At 66.3% G+C, this 18,936-nt stretch carries 19 protein-coding genes; 14 read left to right on the forward strand and 5 right to left on the reverse strand.

The annotated features are described in order from the left end of the window. Positions 1 to 33: 33 nt before the first annotated feature. The 4 genes from ACOTSS_RS13580 (at position 34) to ACOTSS_RS13595 (ending at position 2,235) form a co-directional block, all read left to right on the forward strand. On the forward strand, positions 34 to 471 hold the full coding sequence (locus ACOTSS_RS13580) for an acyl-CoA thioesterase (protein ID WP_448688655.1): 438 nt from the start codon (positions 34 to 36) through the stop codon (positions 469 to 471). Between the two features lie 8 nt (positions 472 to 479). Then, positions 480 to 917, forward strand: coding sequence for a VOC family protein (locus ACOTSS_RS13585; RefSeq protein ID WP_448688656.1), 438 nt, complete (start codon positions 480 to 482; stop codon positions 915 to 917). 67 nt (positions 918 to 984) lie between these two features. Beyond that, a complete protein-coding gene (gene gloB / locus ACOTSS_RS13590) occupies positions 985 to 1,713 on the forward strand; it encodes a hydroxyacylglutathione hydrolase (protein WP_448688657.1) in 729 nt (242 codons plus the stop codon). Between the two features lie 72 nt (positions 1,714 to 1,785). Next, positions 1,786 to 2,235, forward strand: a complete 450-nt coding sequence (locus ACOTSS_RS13595; RefSeq protein ID WP_448688658.1) for a hypothetical protein — start codon at positions 1,786 to 1,788, stop codon at positions 2,233 to 2,235. A gap of 214 nt (positions 2,236 to 2,449) precedes the next feature. Here ACOTSS_RS13595 and ACOTSS_RS13600 read toward each other — a convergent pair whose 3' ends face one another. Genes ACOTSS_RS13600 through ACOTSS_RS13610 form a run of 3 tightly spaced genes read right to left on the reverse strand, consistent with a single transcriptional unit; the run spans position 2,450 to position 7,112 of the window. Further along, positions 2,450 to 4,255, reverse strand: coding sequence for an AMP-dependent synthetase/ligase (locus ACOTSS_RS13600; RefSeq protein WP_448688659.1), 1,806 nt, complete (start codon positions 4,253 to 4,255; stop codon positions 2,450 to 2,452). 41 nt (positions 4,256 to 4,296) lie between these two features. Beyond that, positions 4,297 to 5,991 carry a gamma-glutamyltransferase gene (ggt, locus tag ACOTSS_RS13605; RefSeq protein ID WP_448688660.1) on the reverse strand — a complete coding sequence of 565 codons (1,695 nt, stop codon included), beginning with the start codon at positions 5,989 to 5,991 and terminating at the stop codon, positions 4,297 to 4,299. Positions 5,992 to 6,044: 53 nt separating this feature from the next. Then, on the reverse strand, positions 6,045 to 7,112 hold the full coding sequence (locus tag ACOTSS_RS13610; RefSeq protein ID WP_448688661.1) for a quinone-dependent dihydroorotate dehydrogenase: 1,068 nt from the start codon (positions 7,110 to 7,112) through the stop codon (positions 6,045 to 6,047). A gap of 29 nt (positions 7,113 to 7,141) precedes the next feature. On the opposite strand from ACOTSS_RS13610, the gene ACOTSS_RS13615 reads away from it, so the two are divergent. The 10 genes from ACOTSS_RS13615 to ACOTSS_RS13660 all read left to right on the forward strand — a co-directional run bounded on the left by ACOTSS_RS13615 (position 7,142) and on the right by ACOTSS_RS13660 (position 16,749). Next, on the forward strand, positions 7,142 to 9,022 hold the full coding sequence (locus ACOTSS_RS13615; protein WP_448688662.1) for a DUF885 domain-containing protein: 1,881 nt from the start codon (positions 7,142 to 7,144) through the stop codon (positions 9,020 to 9,022). Positions 9,023 to 9,107: 85 nt separating this feature from the next. Then, positions 9,108 to 9,995: a helix-turn-helix domain-containing protein gene (locus ACOTSS_RS13620; RefSeq protein WP_448688663.1), complete on the forward strand. Its 888-nt coding sequence runs from the start codon at positions 9,108 to 9,110 to the stop codon at positions 9,993 to 9,995. Positions 9,996 to 10,280: 285 nt separating this feature from the next. After that, on the forward strand, positions 10,281 to 10,772 hold the full coding sequence (locus ACOTSS_RS13625) for an RrF2 family transcriptional regulator (RefSeq protein ID WP_448688664.1): 492 nt from the start codon (positions 10,281 to 10,283) through the stop codon (positions 10,770 to 10,772). A gap of 4 nt (positions 10,773 to 10,776) precedes the next feature. Further along, entirely contained in the window at positions 10,777 to 12,264 is a 1,488-nt protein-coding gene (gene sufB, locus ACOTSS_RS13630) for a Fe-S cluster assembly protein SufB (RefSeq protein WP_448688665.1), read from the forward strand. After that, on the forward strand, positions 12,261 to 12,740 hold the full coding sequence (locus tag ACOTSS_RS13635; protein WP_448688666.1) for an endonuclease domain-containing protein: 480 nt from the start codon (positions 12,261 to 12,263) through the stop codon (positions 12,738 to 12,740). Before sufB ends, ACOTSS_RS13635 begins: the two co-directional genes overlap by 4 nt. Before the next feature lie 186 nt (positions 12,741 to 12,926). Then, positions 12,927 to 13,670, forward strand: a complete 744-nt coding sequence (gene sufC / locus ACOTSS_RS13640) for a Fe-S cluster assembly ATPase SufC (RefSeq protein WP_448688667.1) — start codon at positions 12,927 to 12,929, stop codon at positions 13,668 to 13,670. A 112-nt stretch (positions 13,671 to 13,782) separates the two neighbouring features. Then, on the forward strand, positions 13,783 to 14,514 hold the full coding sequence (locus tag ACOTSS_RS13645; protein WP_448688668.1) for a SufD family Fe-S cluster assembly protein: 732 nt from the start codon (positions 13,783 to 13,785) through the stop codon (positions 14,512 to 14,514). A gap of 131 nt (positions 14,515 to 14,645) precedes the next feature. Further along, positions 14,646 to 15,803 carry an aminotransferase class V-fold PLP-dependent enzyme gene (locus ACOTSS_RS13650; RefSeq protein WP_448688669.1) on the forward strand — a complete coding sequence of 386 codons (1,158 nt, stop codon included), beginning with the start codon at positions 14,646 to 14,648 and terminating at the stop codon, positions 15,801 to 15,803. Next, positions 15,800 to 16,282, forward strand: coding sequence for an SUF system Fe-S cluster assembly protein (locus ACOTSS_RS13655; protein WP_095387116.1), 483 nt, complete (start codon positions 15,800 to 15,802; stop codon positions 16,280 to 16,282). Before ACOTSS_RS13650 ends, ACOTSS_RS13655 begins: the two co-directional genes overlap by 4 nt. Positions 16,283 to 16,392: 110 nt before the next feature. Continuing rightward, positions 16,393 to 16,749: a HesB/IscA family protein gene (locus ACOTSS_RS13660; RefSeq protein ID WP_448688670.1), complete on the forward strand. Its 357-nt coding sequence runs from the start codon at positions 16,393 to 16,395 to the stop codon at positions 16,747 to 16,749. Positions 16,750 to 16,756: 7 nt separating this feature from the next. Here the strand turns inward: ACOTSS_RS13660 and ACOTSS_RS13665 are convergent, their stop codons facing one another. Further along, on the reverse strand, positions 16,757 to 17,479 hold the full coding sequence (locus ACOTSS_RS13665; RefSeq protein WP_448688671.1) for an extensin-like domain-containing protein: 723 nt from the start codon (positions 17,477 to 17,479) through the stop codon (positions 16,757 to 16,759). Positions 17,480 to 17,516: 37 nt separating this feature from the next. Next, positions 17,517 to 18,908, reverse strand: a complete 1,392-nt coding sequence (locus tag ACOTSS_RS13670) for a cytochrome P450 (protein ID WP_448688672.1) — start codon at positions 18,906 to 18,908, stop codon at positions 17,517 to 17,519. Positions 18,909 to 18,936 lie beyond the last annotated feature (28 nt).

Raw genomic sequence — 18,936 nt, forward strand, 5'->3', positions numbered from 1 at the left:
GCGCGTATCGCGACCAACCCCTGAAAGAGACCCATGGCCCGCAGCGACTTCCGCTTCCACCTCACCAAGCGCGTACGCTACGCCGAGATCGACGCGCAGGCGGTGGTGTTCAACAGTCGCTACCTCGAATATTTCGATATCGGCATCACCGAATATTGGCGCGCGGTGGGCGTCTACGACCGCTGGCCGCATCACGACAGCCCCGAATTCCACGTCGCGCGGGCGGAGGTCGACTATAAGGCGCCGATTCTTCTCGACGAGCAGATCGACATCTGCGTACGCTGCTCGCGCGTCGGCCGGAGTTCGATGACCTTCCTGTTCGAACTGCACGGCGCGGGGCGCGACGACCTGCGCGCGACGGGGCTCGAGGTCAGCGTCCACGTCGCCGAGGCGCGCGGCGCGCCGGCCCCGGTGCCCGATGAATTGCTATCCATGTTCGAAGCGTTTGAAGGACGGCCTCTTCGTGCCTAGATAGGGGCATGACCCAATATCTTCATACCATGATCCGCGTCGCCGACCCCGACGCGACCGTCGCCTTCTTTCAGCTGATCGGGCTCGAGGAGGTTCGCCGTTTCGACAATGAGGCGGGACGCTTCACGCTGATCTTCCTCGCCGCGCCGGGGCAGAAGGACGTCGCCGAGGTCGAGCTGACCTATAATTGGCCGCCCGCGGACGGCAGCGCGGTAGAGAGCTACGGCGGTGGGCGCAACTTCGGCCACCTCGCCTATCGCGTCGACGACATCTATGCGACCTGCCAGCGGCTCATGGACGCAGGGGTGACGATCAACCGCCCGCCGCGCGACGGCCATATGGCCTTCGTGCGCTCGCCCGACGGCATTTCGGTCGAACTGCTGCAGGATGGTCATCTCGAACCCGCCGAACCCTGGGTCTCGATGCCCAATACGGGAAGCTGGTAGGAACACCAAGGCTCGCGCCAACCCGTTCCGTCAAGGAAGCGAAAGGCCGGAGCGAAAGGAGGCAATCGTGGCACAGCTCGATATCGTCCGCATCCCCGTCCTGGGCGACAATTATGTCTGGCTGGTCCACGATCCCGAGAGCTTCGAGACGATGGTGGTCGACCCCGCGGTCGCCGACCCGGTGCTCGCCGAGGCCGACGCGCGCGGCTGGCCGATCACCGCGATCTGGAACACCCACTGGCATCCCGACCACACCGGCGGCAACGCCGACATCAAGGCGAAGACCGGCTGCGAGATCATCGCCCCGGCCGCCGAACGCGAGCGCATCCCCACCGCCGACCGGCTGGTGAAGGGCGGCGACCAGGTCCGGCTCGGCGCGCATGTCGCCGATGTCTGGGATGTGCCCGCGCACACCGCGGGCCATATCGCCTATCATTTCGCCGGGGACGGCGCGATCTTCGTCGGCGACACGCTATTCGCGATGGGCTGCGGCCGGCTGTTCGAAGGGACGGCGGAGCAGATGTTCGCCAACATGCAGCGGCTCGGCACGCTCGACGATGCGACGCGCGTCTATTGCGCGCACGAATATACGCTGTCGAACGCGCGCTTTGCGGTGACGGTCGAGCCCGGGAACGACGCGCTCGCGGCCAGGCTCGCCGAAGTTGAGGCGGCGCGCGCGGCGGGCGAGGCGACCGTCCCCACCACGATCGGCGCCGAGCGCGCGACCAACCCCTTCCTGCGCGCGCCGAGCGCCGCCGAACTCGGCCGCATCCGGGCACTGAAGGACGCCGCCTGACCGTAGCGGCCGATTTCAGCGCCCGTTCATTTTGAAGCGTTTACCGCCCCTTATGTTGCAAGGAGTTTGATCATGGCTCAATGGAATCTCCTCTGCGCCGCCGCGCTGATGACGGCGACCATGCCGATCGTCGCAAGCTGCGCGCCCGCCGGCAGCGCCGAGGCGGGCGCCGAGGCGCTGACGCCGAAACAGGCCGAAACGCTCGACAAGCAGCTCGCCGGCAAGGTGGCGGGGGCGCCCGAAAAATGCCTCCCCAGCTTCCGCACCAACGATGCGATCCGGGTATCGGACACTATCCTGCTCTACCGGTCGGGCGGCAATCTCGTCTATCGCAACGACCTCAAGGGCAGTTGCCCCGGCCTCGCGCGCGACAGCGACATCATGGTCATCAAGCAATATGGCTCGCAGATCTGCAACGGCGATTTCTTCCACCTGGTCGACCGGTCGAGCGGTATCCGCGGTCCGACCTGCGTCTTCGGCGACTTCGTCCCCTATCGCAAACCGGCGGGGGACGCTGGCTGAGCCATCGGTTCAGCGACAGGCGGGTCCGGTTTGCGCCGAGCTCTTTCGGGTCGCAGCCCGCCTGTCACACATCTGGAGCGCAATCATAATTGATGGAACCGTCATCCCGGCGAAAGCCGGGATCTCACCGGTGCGTAAAGCCGAGACGGCGAGATCCCGGCCTTCGCCGGGATGACGAGATGACGAGATGGTGAGGAGGGGCTTAATCGATCTCCTACCCCCGATACAGCGCCGCGATCTTGTCAGCGTAGACTTCCTTCAGCACATGGCGGCGGATCTTCATCGAGGGCGTCATCTGCTCATTCTCGATTCCGAAGGGTTCGTCGGCGAAGTCGAACTTGCGCACCTTTTCGATCACCGAAAGCTGGTCGTTGACCCGGTCGACCGCGGCGCGCACCGCGGCACGGAACTTCTCATGCTCGCGCAGCAGTTCCAGCTCCTTGGGCAGACCCTCGGCCTCGGCCCATTCGGCCGCCCATTCGGGATCGGGGACGAGCAGGCCGACGAGGTGCGGGCGCTTGTCGCCATAGACCATCGCCTGGAGGATTTCGGGCTGGAGCGTCAGCATCCCCTCGACCCGCTGCGGCGAGACATTGTCGCCCTTGTCGTTGACGATCAGGTCCTTCTTGCGGTCGGTGATGACGATGCGGCCTTGAGGGTCGATATGGCCGATGTCGCCGGTGTGGAGCCAACCTTCGACCAGCACGCGCTGCGTCTCCGCCTCGTTGCGCCAATAGCCGTGCATGACGAGTTCGCCGCGCACGCAGATCTCGCCGTCGTCGGCGATCCGCACTTCGGTATTCATCAGCGGCGGGCCGACGGTGTCCATCTTGAGCCCCGCCGACGGACGGTTGCAGCTGATCACCGGCCCCGCCTCGGTCTGGCCGTAGCCCTGCAGCAGCGTGAGACCGATCGAGTGGAAGAAGACGCCGATTTCGGGATTGAGCGGCGCGCCGCCCGACACCAGCGCCTTCATCCGGCCGCCGAAGCGCTGCTGGATCTTGGGCCGGAACAGCTTGTTGAGAATGAGGTCGACCGGGCGGTCGAGGACGCCCATGCGGCGCTCATAATCCTTTTCGCCGACGCGCAGCGCCTGGTTCAGCATCCAGTTCGCGAGCTTGCCCTGCTTTTCGACCGACTTGATCATCCGCGCGCGAATGACCTCGAACAGGCGCGGCACGACGACCATGATCGTCGGCTTCGTCTCCTCGATGTTGGAGACGAGCTTTTCGAGCCCCTCGCTGTAATAGATTTGCGCGCCGACCATGATCGGCAGGAACTGCCCGCCCGAATGCTCATAGGCGTGGCTGAGCGGCAGGAAGGAGAGGAACACCTCCTCCTCGCCGATGCCGAAGTCGTTGACCAATATCTCGGCCGCGCCCGCGCCATTGTGCAGGATCGCGCCATGGTGCTGCATCACCCCGCGCGGGGCGCCGCCGGTGCCGCTGGTGTAGATGAGGCAGGCCAGATCCTCGCGCTTCATCGCGAGCCCGCGCGCCTTCGCATCCTCCAGATGCGCCTCGCCGCCGGTCACCAGCGGTTCCCAGTCATGGATCTGGACATCGCCCTGCTGGCCGACGCGCAGGGATTCCATGCTGATGACGATATTGGCGTTCGATCGCATCACCGCGGGCATCAACGCCCGCGCGAGCTTGGCGGTCGACACGATTACCGCGCTGGCGCCGCTGTTGCCCAATATATGCTGGTGATCGCGCTCGGTGTTGGTCGTGTAGGTCGGCACGGTGATGCAGCCCGCAGCCATGATGCCGAGGTCGGCGATGCAGAATTCGGGACGGTTCTCGCTGACCAGCACCACCCGGTCGCCCTCTTTCAGGCCCAGTTCGCGCAGATTATGCGCGAGCGCCGCGACCTGATGGGCGACCTGCCGCCAGCTCAGCGGTTGCCACGCGCGATCGGCCTTGCGCCACAGGAACGGGTCCTCGCCGCCGCGCGCCGCGCGGTCGAAGAACATCGCGACCAGGCTTGGAAAATGGTCGAGATGCGGGTTTTCGAGCTTCATGCCTCTTCTCTCCCGGGAGGATATTGGTCTTTTCTGTCCTGTTATTCGGCCGCCGCGGTCGGATCGTCGGTCGCCCAATTGCCGGGCGTACGCGGATCGGCGGCGCCGCGCCAGCCCGTCGGCGTGCGCTCGACGGCATTGACCTTCGACCCGAAATTCTCGGGCCGGATCGGCTTGCCGAACACCGCCGATTCCTGTGCGATCTCCTTGCCCATCGCATTGTCCTCGATGATCGCGCCCTGATCGTCGAAGAACAAATTGGGAAGCGCGATCGCTTGCTCGGCGGGAAGCCCCCAGTCGAGCACCCCGATCAGCGTCTTCGCGACATGCATGATGATCCGCTTGCCGCCCGCCGAGCCGAGGGCGAGGACCACTTGCCCGTCAGGGCCGTAGACGATCGTCGGCGACATCGAGGATAGCGGCCGCTTGTTCGCCTCGACCCGGTTGGCGACGGGCTTGCCGTCCTGTTCGGGCGCGAAGGTGAAGTCGGTGAGCTCGTTGTTGAGAACGAAGCCATTGGCGATGAGCTGGCTGCCGAAGATCGATTCGACGGTCGAGGTCATCGTCGCGACATTGCCGTCGCGGTCGACCGCGACGAAATGGGTCGTGCCATGCTCGGCGACCGGCCCCGACGGCGTGCGCGGTTCGGCGCCCGGCGGCGTGCCGACCGGATAATCGCTGCGCACCGTGTAGGGCGAAATCAGCATCCGGCGGCTCGCCAGATACTGCTTGTCGAGCAGACCCTTCACCGGCACGTCGACGAAATCGCTGTCGCCGAGATATTGCCCGCGATCGGCATAAGCGAGCTGCATCGCCTCGGCGAGCAGGTGCCAGCTCATCACATTGTCCTTGCCCATCGCCTTCATGTCATAGGCTTCGAGCATGCCGAGGATGCCGAACACGGTCGTCGCGCCCGACGAGGGCGGGCCCATGCCGCAGACCTTGTAGATGCGGTAGGTGGTGCAGACCGCGGGCCGCTCCTTCGCTTCATAGGCTTTGAGATCGGCGAGCGTCATCTTCGACTGGTTGCGCGGCGCCTGCGTCACCGCCTTGACGATCGCCTGCGCATTGGCGCCGGTGTAGAAGGCGTCGGGGCCGCGCGCCGCGACGTCGCGGAGCAGCTTCGCATAAGCAGGATTCTTGACGATCGTGCCGACCGGCGCGGGCTTGCCATCGACATAATAGATGGCGCGAATCTCGGGAAAATCCTTCCAGACATCGGCATAGGCGTTCATCAGATTGTGGAGCACCGGGGTGACCTCGAACCCCTTGTCGGCGAGCACAATCGCCGGCTGGAAGATATCGGCCCAGGGCAGCTTGCCCCAGCGCTTGTGCACCTCCTGCATCAGCCGGATATTGCCCGGGACGCCGACCGACAGCCCGCCGGGGACGACGTCCATGAAGCCGCGCGGCTTGCCGTCCTTGCCGAGGAAGTGGTCGGGCGTCGCCGCGGCGGGCGCCTTTTCGCGGCCGTCGATCGTCGTGACCTGACCGGTCTTCGCGTCGTGATAGATAAAGAAGCCGCCGCCGCCGACCCCGCTCGACTGCGGCTCGACCAGCGTCAGCACCAGCATCATCGCCATCTGGGCGTCGGCGGCCGAGCCGCCTTTCGCCAATATCTCGCGCCCCGCTTCGGTCGCGCGCGGATCGGCGGAGGAAGTGACGCCCTGCGCCGCGGCGAGCGACGGGATGGCGATGACGAACAGGCTGAAGACAGCAAGGAGTCGCTTGATCATGCGCGCGACATTGGCGCGGCGCATGGGGCAGCGCAACCCCGAGGATCGTGCTTTCAGGCCCCCGCCCCCACCGCGTCCGACACCTTCGCGAAGCCATCGCGCGCTGCGAGGCGCTCCAACCCGCGCGCGATGCGGCCGGCGAGGCCGGGCCCTTCGAACACCATCGCCGAATAGATCTGGACGAGGCTGGCGCCGGCGCGGATGCGCTCCCACGCCTGTTCGGCACTCGCGATGCCGCCGACGCCGACCAGCGGCAGCGCGCCGCCGCTTGCGGTTCGGAAATCCTTGAGCCGCTGCAGCGCCAGCGCCGCGAGGGGCGCGCCCGACAGCCCGCCCGCTTCGTCCGCGTGGCGCGAGGCGAGCGGCGGGCGCTCGATCGTCGTGTTCGACACGATCACCGCCGCCAATCTCTTGCCGAGCGCCACCGCGACGATATCGTCGATGTCGGCGGGTTCGAGATCGGGCGCGACCTTCAGGAACACGGGCTTCGCCGCGTCCCCCTGCGAGGCCGCGACGCCGTCGAGCAGCGCCTCGAGCGCGCCCTTGTCCTGCAGCGCGCGCAGCCCCGGCGTGTTGGGCGACGAGATGTTCACCGTCAGATAATCGGCGAGCGGCGCCATCGCCGCGGTGCCCTTCGCATAGTCGGCGATGCGGTCGGCGCTGTCCTTGTTCGCGCCGATATTGATGCCGAGCGGCACCGCGAGGCCATAGCGGCGGAGACAGGCGATCCGTTCGGCCGCGGCCGCCTGCCCGCCGTTGTTGAAACCCATGCGGTTGATCACCGCGCCATCCTCGACCAGCCGGAACAGCCGCGGGCGCGGATTGCCCGCCTGCGGCAGCGGGGTGAGCGTGCCGACCTCGACGAAGCCGAAGCCGAAATGCGGCATCGCGTGCGCGACGCGGGCATCCTTGTCGAAGCCGGGCGCCAGCCCGACCGGGTTGGGAAAGGCGATTCCGGCCAGTTCGGTCGCGAGCGCCGGGCCGGTCAGCGCGCGGCGCGCGCGCGGCAGCGGCTGGAGCGCGTTCAGCGTCAGATTATGCGCCGCCTCGCCATCGGTCGCATGAACGAGCGGGCGTACGCAGGCATAGGCGGCATCGGCGGCGGAAGCGAAGAGCGACATGGGGTCGCCATTGCGCCGCGCGGGGCGCTATGGCAAGCCCGCGGCTGCCGAAAAACCGGGAGAAAATCGTGTCGCACCGCCGCATCGCCCTTGCCGCCTCCATCTGCGCCGCCGCGCTCGCCCTGTCGGGCTGCGCGGCCCCGGCGGCGCAGGAGGGCGCGGCCCCGCTCCCGGCGGCGGCCCAGCCGGCGCCCGCGGGCGCGGGGCTCGCCGATTTCTTCGGCAAATATGACGCGGCGCAGCTGTCGCTGAGCCCCGAGGCGAAGGCCTATCGCGGCATCCGCGACGAAGACTACGGCCGCTGGGACGATGTCGGCGACGAGGCCGCGGTCGCGCGCGACAAGCTGTTGCAGGCGGCGGCGGCGGCGATGCGCGGCAGCTTCGATCCCGCGGCGCTCGATGCCAACGACGCGCTGTCGTTCGAGCTGTTCAATGCGCAGGCCGAACGCAACGCCAGGCTGTTCCCCTTCCGCGATTATAGCTATATCTTCAACCAGATGAGCGGGTCGCAGAGCCAGATGCCCGCCTTCCTGATCAACATCCACCGCGTCACCGATACCCAGGACGCGCGCGCCTATATCGAGCGGATCGAGGGCATGGAGCCAGTGCTCGACGCGCTGAGCGCGCAATCGGCCGAGCGCGCGGCGCGCGGCATCCAGCCGCCCAAATGGGTCTATGCCTATGTGATCGCGGACATCCGCAACCTGACGACGAGCGACCCCGCCCGCCCCGCCCCCAACGCGGTGCTCGCCGATTTCGCGGCGAAGGTCGCCAAGCTCGACATCGACGCGGACGCCAGGGCGCGGCTCCTCGGCGACGCGCAGGCGGCGTGGCGGGACCATGCCTATCCCGCCTATCGCCGCCTGCTCGGCGAGATGCAGCGGCAAGAGGCGTCGGCGCCGACCGACGACGGCGTCTGGCGGCTGCCCGACGGGGCGGCCTATTATCAGGCGCTGCTCGCCAATTACACGACCACCGACATGACCGCGCAGGAGATTCACGATCTCGGCCTCTCCGAGGTCGCGCGCATCCACGGCGCGATGCAGGCGATCATGGCGAAGGTCGGCTTCAAGGGCACGTTGCCGCAATTCTTCGAGCATCTGCGCACGAGCCCGCAATATTATCACAAGACGCGCACCGCCTATCTGGCCGAGGTCGACGCGCATGTGAAGGCGATGGAGGCGCGGCTGCCCGCCTTCTTCAACACGCTGCCCAAGGCGCCGCTGCAGGTGAAGGCGGTCGAGGCGTTCCGCGAGGGATCGGCGGGCAAGGCCTTCTATCAATCGCCCTCGCCCGACGGGTCGCGGCCCGGCACCTATTATGTCAACCTCTACGACCTTAAGGACATGTCGAAGACCGAGCTCGAGGCGCTGGTCTATCACGAGGGGATTCCCGGCCACCATCTGCAACGCGCGGTGCAGACCGAGCTCGAGGGACTGCCGCCCTTCCGCCGCTTCGGCAATTTCACCGCCTATACCGAGGGCTGGGGTCTCTATGCCGAGGAACTCGGCAAGGACATGGGCTTCTATACCGATCCCTACAGCGATTTCGGCCGGCTGGGGATGGAGCTGTGGCGCGCGTGCCGGCTGGTCGTCGACACCGGCATCCACGACAAGCGCTGGAGCCGCGCGCAGGCGATCGCATATCTGAAGGCCAACACCCCCAACCCCGACGGCGATATCGAGAAAGCCGTCGAACGCTATATCGTCTATCCGGGACAGGCGACCGCCTATACGATCGGCAAGCTCAAGATCATGGAATTGCGCGGCCGCGCGCAGGCGGCGCTCGGCGACCGCTTCGACATCCGCGCCTTCCACGACGTCGTGCTCGGCTCGGGGCCGGTGCCGCTCGACATATTGGAGCGCCGGGTCGATGGCTGGATCGCCGCGCAAAAGGACGGTCCCCGATAAATTGCAGCTTGACGCACCGCGACGAAAGGAAAATGATACGGATCGTAAACAGGCGGCAATAAAGCTGCCGGGGGTCGGTCTCGTCATGCCGGACAATCTTTCCTCGCCACAGGGCGTGGACGGCGATGCGCCGTTCGAACTGCAATATTTTCCGCCCGAACCCGATCTCGCGGACATGGTGTCGAGCTTTTACGTCGCACGGGTCAACATGCCGAGCTTCGACGAATATGAGCGCGCCGACCGCCCGCAATTCCGCTTCGTGACCGCTGCCGACGGCGAATATGTCTTCGCCGACGGCCACCGCTCGCCGGTGTGCCGCGCCAATATCGTCGGGCCGACGAGCGGGCGGGTACGCGCGATCAGCCATTGCCCGACGCGCATGTTCGGTTTCGGCCTGCTCCCTGCGGGCTGGGCGGCGCTGATGGGCGACGATGCCGAGAAGCTGACCGATCGCGCGGTCGACGCCGCGAGCCTGTTCGGCGACTGGGTCGAAGCGGTCGCCGCCGCGCTGACGAACGCCGCCGACGTCGCCGAGCAGTTGGTGATCGGCAATAATTTCGCGCGCGAGGTGCTGCAGAAGCACGAAGCGGCGCCGATGTGGTTCATCCGCACCGTCGACGGCTGGCTGACCGACACCGCATCGCCGCAGGTCGCCGATCTGGTCGAAGCGACGGGCATGTCGATCCGCTCGGTCGAGCGCATGACCAAACATTATTACGGCCTGTCGCCGCGGATGCTGGCACGCAAATATCGCGCGGTGCGCGCCGCCTCGGCGCTCGCGCGCGGCGAAAATCTCGACGCGGCGGAGCTTGGCGACGCCTTTTACGACCAGTCGCACCTGATCCGCGAGATCAAGCGCTTCGCGGGCGCGACGCCGGGACAGCTCGGCCACCCCTCGCGCTATACCGAGGCGACGACCAAGGGCCGCAAGCAGCTCGCGGGCAAGGTGAGCCCGCTGGTGTCCGAGACCTGACGCGCGTTAACCATCAAAAGCGCCGAAGCTGTCGTTTTGGCGTTTCCATACAATCGCGAATCACGGCGCGGGCATAATCGGGGCCTGCGACCCAGAAGAGCTCTTCCTCTCTGACGAGGACTGAGACCTTCATCTTGGCACTCATTTGGCTTCGGCCGGATGGGTGCCTTTTTTTCTTGGCGGGCGAATAGCGCCCCTTGGTTGCGCCGGGCCGGAGCTTCACCTATATAAGTGGAGTAATTTACTCCAGTTAAGAATCGTTCGCAATTCGCGGACGGAGAAACGATGCGCCTGTCCAACCTTGCCGATTATGCCGTGGTGCTGATGAGCGCCGCCGCGCGCCAGTGCGGGTCGGTGCCTTTGCACGCGGCGCTGCTCGCCGAGCAGACGGGGATTCCGGGGCCGACCGCACAGAAGCTGGTGAGCAGCCTCGCGCGCGCCGGGCTGCTCGTCGCCTCGCGCGGTAGCGGCGGCGGCGTGCGGCTCGCGCGGCCCGCGGCGGCGATCAACGTCGCCGAGATCATCGAGGCGGTCGAGGGCCCGATCGCGCTGACCGCCTGCTGCGACGAGGGACGCCACGATTGCGGCTTCGAAGGAAGCTGCCAGGTCCAGCCGCACCTCGGCGTCGTCAACGGCGCGGTGCGCGCGGCGCTGGCCGAGATCAGCCTGGCGAGCCTCACCGTCGCCCCCGCGAAGGCGGGGGCCGCTGGAGGCCTTACTCCGACGCCGCAGGATGAAACGACAACGGCCCCCGCCTTCGCGGGGGCGACGAGTTAGAGATATGACCGACAACACCGAACTCCCCGTCAAGGACCAGGCCGCCCGCGAGGCGGCGCTGCGCGTCGCCGATTACGAGCATGGCTGGTCGGCCGACATCGAGCAGGAATTCGCGCCCAAGGGCCTGTCCGAAGACACGGTCCGCTTCATCAGCGCGAAGAAGAACGAGCCCGAATGGATGCTCGACTGGCGGCTCAAGGCCTATCGCCACTGGCTGACGATGACGCCGCCCGACTGGGCGAAGCTCAATGTGCCCCCGATCGACTACCAGGACGCGTACTATTATGCGGCGCCCAAGGCGAAGCCGAAGCTGTCGTCGCTGGACGAGGTCGATCCCGAAATCCTCGAGGTCTACAAGAAGCTCGGCATCCCGATCGAGGAGCAGAAGGTGCTCGCCGGGGTCGAGGGCGCGCGCAAGGTCGCGGTCGACGCGGTGTTCGACAGCGTCAGCGTCGCGACCACCTTCCGCGAGGAACTCAAGAAGGCGGGCGTCATCTTCCTGTCGATCAGCGAAGCGATCCGCGAGCATCCCGACCTCGTCAAAAAATGGCTCGGCAAGGTCGTGCCGCAGCACGACAATTATTTCGCGGCGCTCAACTGCGCGGTCTTTTCGGACGGCACCTTCGTTTACGTGCCCGAGGGCGTGCGCTGCCCGATGGAGCTGTCGACCTATTTCCGGATCAATGCCGAGAATACGGGGCAGTTCGAGCGCACCCTGATCGTCGCCGACAAGGGCGCCTATGTCTCCTATCTCGAAGGCTGCACCGCGCCGATGCGCGACGAGAACCAGCTCCACGCCGCGGTGGTCGAACTGGTCGCGCTCGACGACGCCGAGATCAAATATTCGACGGTGCAGAACTGGTACCCCGGCAACGCCGAGGGGCTGGGCGGCATCTATAATTTCGTGACCAAGCGCGCGCTGTGCCAAGGCAAGCGCAGCAAGGTGTCGTGGACGCAGGTCGAAACCGGCTCTGCGATCACCTGGAAATATCCGAGCTGCGTCCTCAATGGCGACGACAGCGTCGGCGAATTTTATTCGGTCGCGGTGACCAACAATTTCCAGCAGGCCGACACCGGCACCAAGATGATCCACAACGGCAAGCGCACCCGCTCGACCATCGTCAGCAAGGGGATCAGCGCGGGCCAGTCGAGCGGCACCTACCGCGGGCTGGTGCGCGTCGCGCCGAACGCCGAGGGCGTGCGCAATTTCACCCAGTGCGACAGCCTGCTCCTCGGCGACCGCTGCGGGGCACACACCGTGCCCTATATCGAGGTCCGCAATCCGAGCGCGCAGGTCGAGCATGAAGCGACGACGAGCAAGATCAGCGACGACCAGCTCTTCTACGCGATGCAGCGCGGGCTGTCGCAGGAAGAAGCGGTGGCGCTGATCGTCAACGGCTTCGCGAAGGAAGTGCTGCAGCAATTGCCGATGGAGTTCGCGGTCGAGGCGCAGAAATTGCTGGGGATTTCGCTGGAGGGGTCGGTCGGATGACCTGGACACTTCGCGATCAGGCCAAACAGCTTAACACCCCTCCCCTTCAGGGGAGGGGCCGGGGGTGGGGTCTATCGGCCTCGACCATCGAAGAGTTGCAGAGCCGCGCTCGCCAGATGCGAAACAACCCGACCGAACCCGAGAAGCGGTTGTGGCGGCATCTGTCGAATGGGCAGGTCGAAGGTTTCAAATTCCGTCGTCAGCAAGTGATCGGGCGGTTCATTGCGGATTTCGTTTGCGTTCCGGCGAAGCTGATCATCGAGGTCGATGGTGACACGCACGAAGAGGCTGCGGACCGCGCCCGAGATAAGACACTAGCGGAACAAGGCTATCGCACCATCCGCGTCACGAACCATGACGTTATGTCCAATATAGATGGCGTGTTGCGGTTTATCACCGAAGCCCTGCCTCAGGCCGAGAGACCCCACCCCAACCCCTCCCCTGAAGGGGAGGGGCTAGAGAGGAGTTTGATGTGATGTTGCGTTGGCTACTCCGTAGACAGCGCCCGGTCGCTTCCGGTTCCGAGCCCGAATTGGTTCCGAATCCGCATAATCAGATCGGTGGCTCGCACGAGTTCGTTCGTGTTCCGCAAGACGAGACCCTGAAGGTCAATGGCAGCCCCATCCAGATTGAGGCCAATGAATATAGGATCGACAGAAACAGTGCTCAAAATTGAAAACCTCCACGCCGCCGTCGCCGACAAGCCGATCCTGAAGGGTCTGTCGCTCGCCATCAACGCGGGCGAGATTCATGCGATCATGGGGCCCAACGGCGCGGGCAAGTCGACGCTGTCCTACGTGCTCGGCGGGCGGCCGGGGTATGAGGTGACCGATGGGTCCGTAGACTTTGAAGGCCAAGACCTCCTCGCCCTCGACCCGCACGAGCGCGCCGCCGCCGGCCTGTTCCTCGGCTTCCAATATCCGGTCGAAATCCCCGGCGTGTCGAACGTCCAGTTCCTGCGCGAGAGCCTGAACGCCCAGCGCAAGGCGCGGGGGCAGGAACCGCTGTCGGGCGGCGATTTCCTGAAGCTGGCGCGCGAGAAGGCGGGGCTGCTCAAGCTCGACATGGACATGCTCAAGCGCCCGGTGAACGTCGGCTTTTCGGGCGGCGAGAAGAAGCGCAACGAGATGGTGCAGATGGGCATCCTCGACCCGACGCTCGCGATCCTCGACGAGACGGATTCGGGGCTCGACATCGACGCGCTGCGCATCGTCGGCGACGGGATCAACGCGATCATGCGGCGGCCCGACAAGGCGGTGCTGTTGATCACCCATTACCAGCGGCTGCTCGACTATGTGCAGCCCGATTTCGTCCATGTCCTCGCGGCGGGGCGGATCGTCAAGTCGGGCGGTCCTGAGCTGGCGCGCGAGCTGGAAGCGCATGGCTATGCGGAGGTGGCGGCGTGACTCATCTCCGCGCCGCAGGCGCAATCTCTTCTTTTTTCCGCGCCTCCGCGTCTCCGCGTGAATCCTGTATTCTGTTCACGCGGACACGCGGAGACGCGGAGGGGAATAGGCCGTGAGCACGGCACCTCTCCCCACACGCCGTGATGAGGCGTGGCGTTATAGCGACATGGAGGCGCTGACGCGCCTCTGGCCGCTCCCGGCACCCGAGAGCATTGTCGTACCGGCGGGCGGCGAGCTGCGCCGGGCGATCGTGCAGGATGAAGGCGCGATCCAACAGATCGACCTCACCCTTGGCAAGGGTTCGGTTGCCAAGCTGCATGTACTGAACATCGGCGGCGCCTATGGGCGGATCGAACTCAACGTCATCCTCCACGAAGGCGCCGATTTCGCGCTCGGCGCGGCGCAGATCGGCGGAGGCGAACAGATTCTCGAGATCATCACCACCGTGACCCATGCCGAACCCGGCGCGACGTCGCGGCAGAGGGTGCGCTCGGTGCTCGGCGGCCATGCCACCGGCACCTATCTGGGCAAGGTCGCGGTCGCGCGCGGGGCGCAGCAGACCGACAGCGAGCAGGATGTGAAGGCAATGCTGCTCGACCGGAGCGCGACCGCCAACGCCAAGCCCGAACTCGAAATCTTCGCCGACGACGTCAAATGCGCGCACGGCTGCGCGATCGGCGAGCTCGATGCGGAGGCGCTTTTCTATCTCCAGTCGCGCGGGATGCCGCCGGCCGAGGCGAAGAAGATCCTGCTGCAGGCGTTCGTCGCGGGCGTGTTCGACGGAGCGGAGGATGAGGCGCGGCTGCAGGAGCTGGCGCTGGCGAAGCTGGGAGAATTGGTGTGAGCGTCGACGCGAAGATCCTCCCCGGAACGGGGAGGGGGACCAGCGAAGCTGGTGGAGGGGCACAGGCCATCTCCGCTGCGCTTGATCCTCACGTGCCCCTCCACCATCCTTCGGATGGTCCCCCTCCCCCGTTGGGGGAGGATCGGCGAAGCGACTTCCCCGGCCTGACCCCCGGCTGGCACTATCTCGACACCGCCGCGACGGCGCAGAAGCCCCAAGCGGTGATCGACGCCTGCACGCTGGCGATGGGGCGCGACTACGCTACCGTCCATCGCGGCGTCTATGCGCGCTCGGCCGACATGACGCTCGCTTATGAAGCGGCGCGGCGGCGGATCGCCGCGTTCATCGGCGCGCGCGAGACCGAGGTCGTCTTCGTGCGCGGGGCGACCGAGGCGATCAACCTTGTCGCCTACTCGCACCCGCGCAAGAGCCGCGTGCTGCTGTCGACGCTCGAACATCACAGCAATATCGTGCCGTGGCAGCTCGCGGGATGGCAGGTCGACGTCTGCCCGCTCACCGAAGACGGCCGCATCGATCTCGACGCTGCCGAGAAGCTGCTCACCCCCGAACACACGATGGTCGCCTTCACGCATGTGTCGAACGTGCTCGGCAGCCCGCTCGACGTCGCGCGCGCCGCCGAGCTCGCGCACGGCGTCGGCGCCGAACTGCTGATCGACGGCTGCCAGGCGGTACCACGGCTGCCGGTCGACGTTGCGGCATTGGGCTGCGACTATTATGTGTTTTCAGGCCACAAGCTCTATGGCCCCACCGGCATCGGCATCTTGTGGAGCGACAAGCTCGACGCGCTGCCGCCGTGGCAGGGCGGCGGGTCGATGATCGACCGGGTGACCTTCGAGAAGACGACCTATGCCCCCGCCCCCACGCGCTTCGAGGCGGGAACGCCCGCGATCGTCGAGGCATTGGGGCTCGCGGCGGCGGTCGATTATGTCGAAAGCATCGGGATCGAAGCGATCCACGCGCACGAATGCGCGCTGGTCGCTTCGCTGCGCGAGCAGCTCGCGCGCAAGAACAGCGTGACGCTGTTCGGTCCCGAGAGCAGCGCCGGGATCGTGAGCTTTGCGATGGCGGGGGTTCATCCGCACGACATCGGCACTATCTTGGACGAGAGCGGGGTCGCGATCCGCGCCGGGCACCATTGCGCGCAGCCGCTGATGGAGCATCTAGGCGTGCCGGCGACCGCGCGCGCAAGCTTCGGGCTCTACAGCCATCAGGATGATGTGACCGCGCTGATCGAAGGGCTGGCGCGCGTCGAAAGGATTTTCGGATGAACGAGGAACGGACGATCCGGGTCGAGGAAGTGGAGAGCGTACCGCCGCCGCCCAAGGCGCGCGTCGGAGACGCCGGGCCCGCCCCGGAATCGATGAGCGACAAGCTGGAGCGCAAGCGCGACTATCTGGAAGGCTTCCTGGCCGCCAAGCCGGCCGAGGTCGACCCGCATGGGGTCGGCGGCGACCTTTACGAAGCCGTCGTGAACGCACTCAAGGACATCTACGACCCGGAAATCCCGGTGAATATCTATGACCTCGGCCTGATCTACAATGTCGAGATCAACGATGGCCATGTCCTGATCACCATGACGCTGACCACGCCGCACTGCCCGGTCGCCGAATCGATGCCCGGCGAGGTCGAGCTGCGCGTCGGCGCGGTGCCGGGCGTGGGCGACGCCGAGGTCAATCTGGTCTGGGATCCGCCGTGGAGCCCCGCGAATATGAGCGACGAGGCGCGCCTCGAATTGGGGATGCTTTAGTCCCCCTCCCGCCTGCGGAAAGGGTTGGGGGTGGGCGCGGGCCCGAACCATCCCTATATTGAGCAGGCCCACCCCCGACCCCTCCCGCCAGCGGGAGGGGGGAGATGATAATGACCGATGCCAAGACCCGCACCCGTCCCGCCGCGGTGACGCTGACCCCCGCCGCCGAAGCGCGCGTCGCGAAGCTGATGGCGTCCGCCCCCGAGGGCGCGATCGGCGTCAAACTGTCGACCCCGCGCCGCGGCTGTTCGGGCCTCGCCTATTCGGTCGATTATGTGACCGAGGCCGACCGTTTCGACGAGAAGATCGAAACGCCCGGCGGCACCTTCTACATCGACGGCGCGTCGGTGCTCTATCTGATCGGCAGCGTCATGGACTGGGTCGAGGACGACTTCGCCGCGGGTTTCGTGTTCGAGAACCCCAATGCCAAGGGCGCGTGCGGCTGCGGCGAGAGCTTCACCGTCTGAAGACCGCTCAGCGGCAGACCGTCCAGCCCGCCGTCCGCACCGCCATGTCGAGGTGGAAATGGTTGGCGTGCGCCTCGTTGTAATCGGGCGATAGGACAGTGCTGAACAGGCCGCACGATTCGTCGCGGACCGCGTGCAGGAACTCGCTCCGCACATCGGCATCGTCCCAGTCGCCGACGAGCGAGATGCGCGTCCCGTCGGCGAGGACGAAGGCCGAAATGTCGATCGCGTTCGCGGTCGAATGCTCGCTCTGCGCCTGGCGTCCCGCGATCCTGCGGCAGTTGTAGGCGCCGAGATTTTCGAGCTCGACGACCCTTTGCCCGAAATATTTCCGCGCGAGCGGCTGGACGACGTCGCGGGTCCACAGGATCATCGCCGCGGTGACCGCACAGCCCGGCGCGGCGTTCGCCGGGCGCATCGTCGGCACGAAGCGATTGCCGGTGAGCAACATGCGCTGAGACGCGCGGCAGACGCCCTCGCCCATTGGGGGTCGCCGGAGATAGCCCGCACCGGCGCGGTCGAACGCGGCGAAGCAGGCCGCGTCGTCGCCCGCGAACGCCGTCAGCTTGCCGTGCGTCGCCCAGCCCTGCCGATGCGCAAGCTCGAAGCGGGCGGCGGGGTTGTGCTCGGGATGCGCGCGCAGCCACGCCAGCCCGCGGATCGCGGCGAGCGTCAGCAGCACCGCGATGCCGAACCAGATCAGATAGGGACGGGGGCTTTGCTTTTTCACCCGCCCCAACTGGGGCATCGCGCGCGGCGCGGCAAGCTCAGAGCGGCTCGAACCGCACGGTCAATCCGTCCTTGGGCCGCGGGATCGGCAAGATCTGCCAGTCGGGCTCATAGCCCTCCGCCACCACGATGCGGTGCGTCGTGATCACGTGGTGGAAGAAGATTTTCGCCTGCATATAGGCGAAGTGCAGCCCGAGGCACATGTGCGCGCCGCCGCCGAAGGGCACCCAGGCATATTTGTGCCGCTCGCGGGCGACTTCGGGCGAAAAGCGCATCGGGTCGAATGTCTCGGGCTCGGGCCAATGCTCCTCCATCATGTGGGTGAAGGCGGGGCTGACCCCGACCGAGGTGCCCGCGGGGATGCGGTAGCCGCCGAACTCGAAATCCTTGAGCGCGCGGCGCGGAAAGCTCGGCACCGGGGGCACCAGCCGCAGTGCCTCCTTGAACGCCCATTCGGTGAGTTCGAGCTCGCCGAGGCTGTTGTGCCCGACCCCCTCGCCAGCGGGAGCGACGCGCAGCATCTCCTCGCGCAGCCGGTCCTGCCATTCGGGGTGCTTCGCGAGCTGCCAGACGAGCGTGGTGACCGAACTGGTGATGGTGTCGTGCGCCGCCATCATCAGGAAGTTCATATGGTCGACGATCGCCTCGACCGAGAGATGCTCGCCATTGTCGTCGGTCGCGCGGCAGATCTGGCTGAAGATATCCTCGCCCGTGCCTTCGCGCCGCTCGGGCACCATGCGGCCGAAATAGTCGACCAGATAGGCGCGCCCCTTGGCGCCGCGCCCCATCGCGGTGAAGGGCAGCGGCACGCGCACGACGCCGATCGACGCCTGCACCATGTCGACGAACGCCTTGTTGACCTTGTCCGCCTCGGGGCCCCAGGGAATGCCGAGGAAGCTGGTCGCGGCGAGGTCGAGCGTCAATTCCTTGATCGCGGGATAGAATTTGAAGGTCTTGCCGCTCCATGTCGCGACGCGATTCCGGATCCCCTCGTTCAGCGAATCGGCATAGTGGCGCATCGGTTCGGGCTTGAAGGCGACCGACAGCGTCTTGCGGTCGGCGCGATGTTTTTCGAAATCCATCAGCATCAGCCCGCGCGGGAAGAGCAGATTGAGCACCGGCCCCCAGCCCTGTTCGGACGAGAAGATCTTCTCGCGGTCGAACATCACCAGCTCGTTCGCCTCGGGCCCGTGCAGCGTGACGCTGCGCCCGCCGAAGCTGTTGTTGCGATAGACGCGGCCATATCGTGCCACCATCCTTCGTGTGAAGGCCGGATAGTCGCGGAGCTGGTCGAGCGTGTTGCCGAGGATCGGCAGGCCGTCCTGGCCCGGAATATGGTCGAGCACGCTGTCGGGATTGCGCGGCAGCCAATGCCGCGTCTCGGGACCGAAACGCGCTTCCGACCATTCGATCCGTGCGGGGGCGTTCATCGCAGGTGTCATCCTTTGTCGTTCTGGT

This window comes from Sphingopyxis sp. NJF-3 (assembly GCF_053514865.1).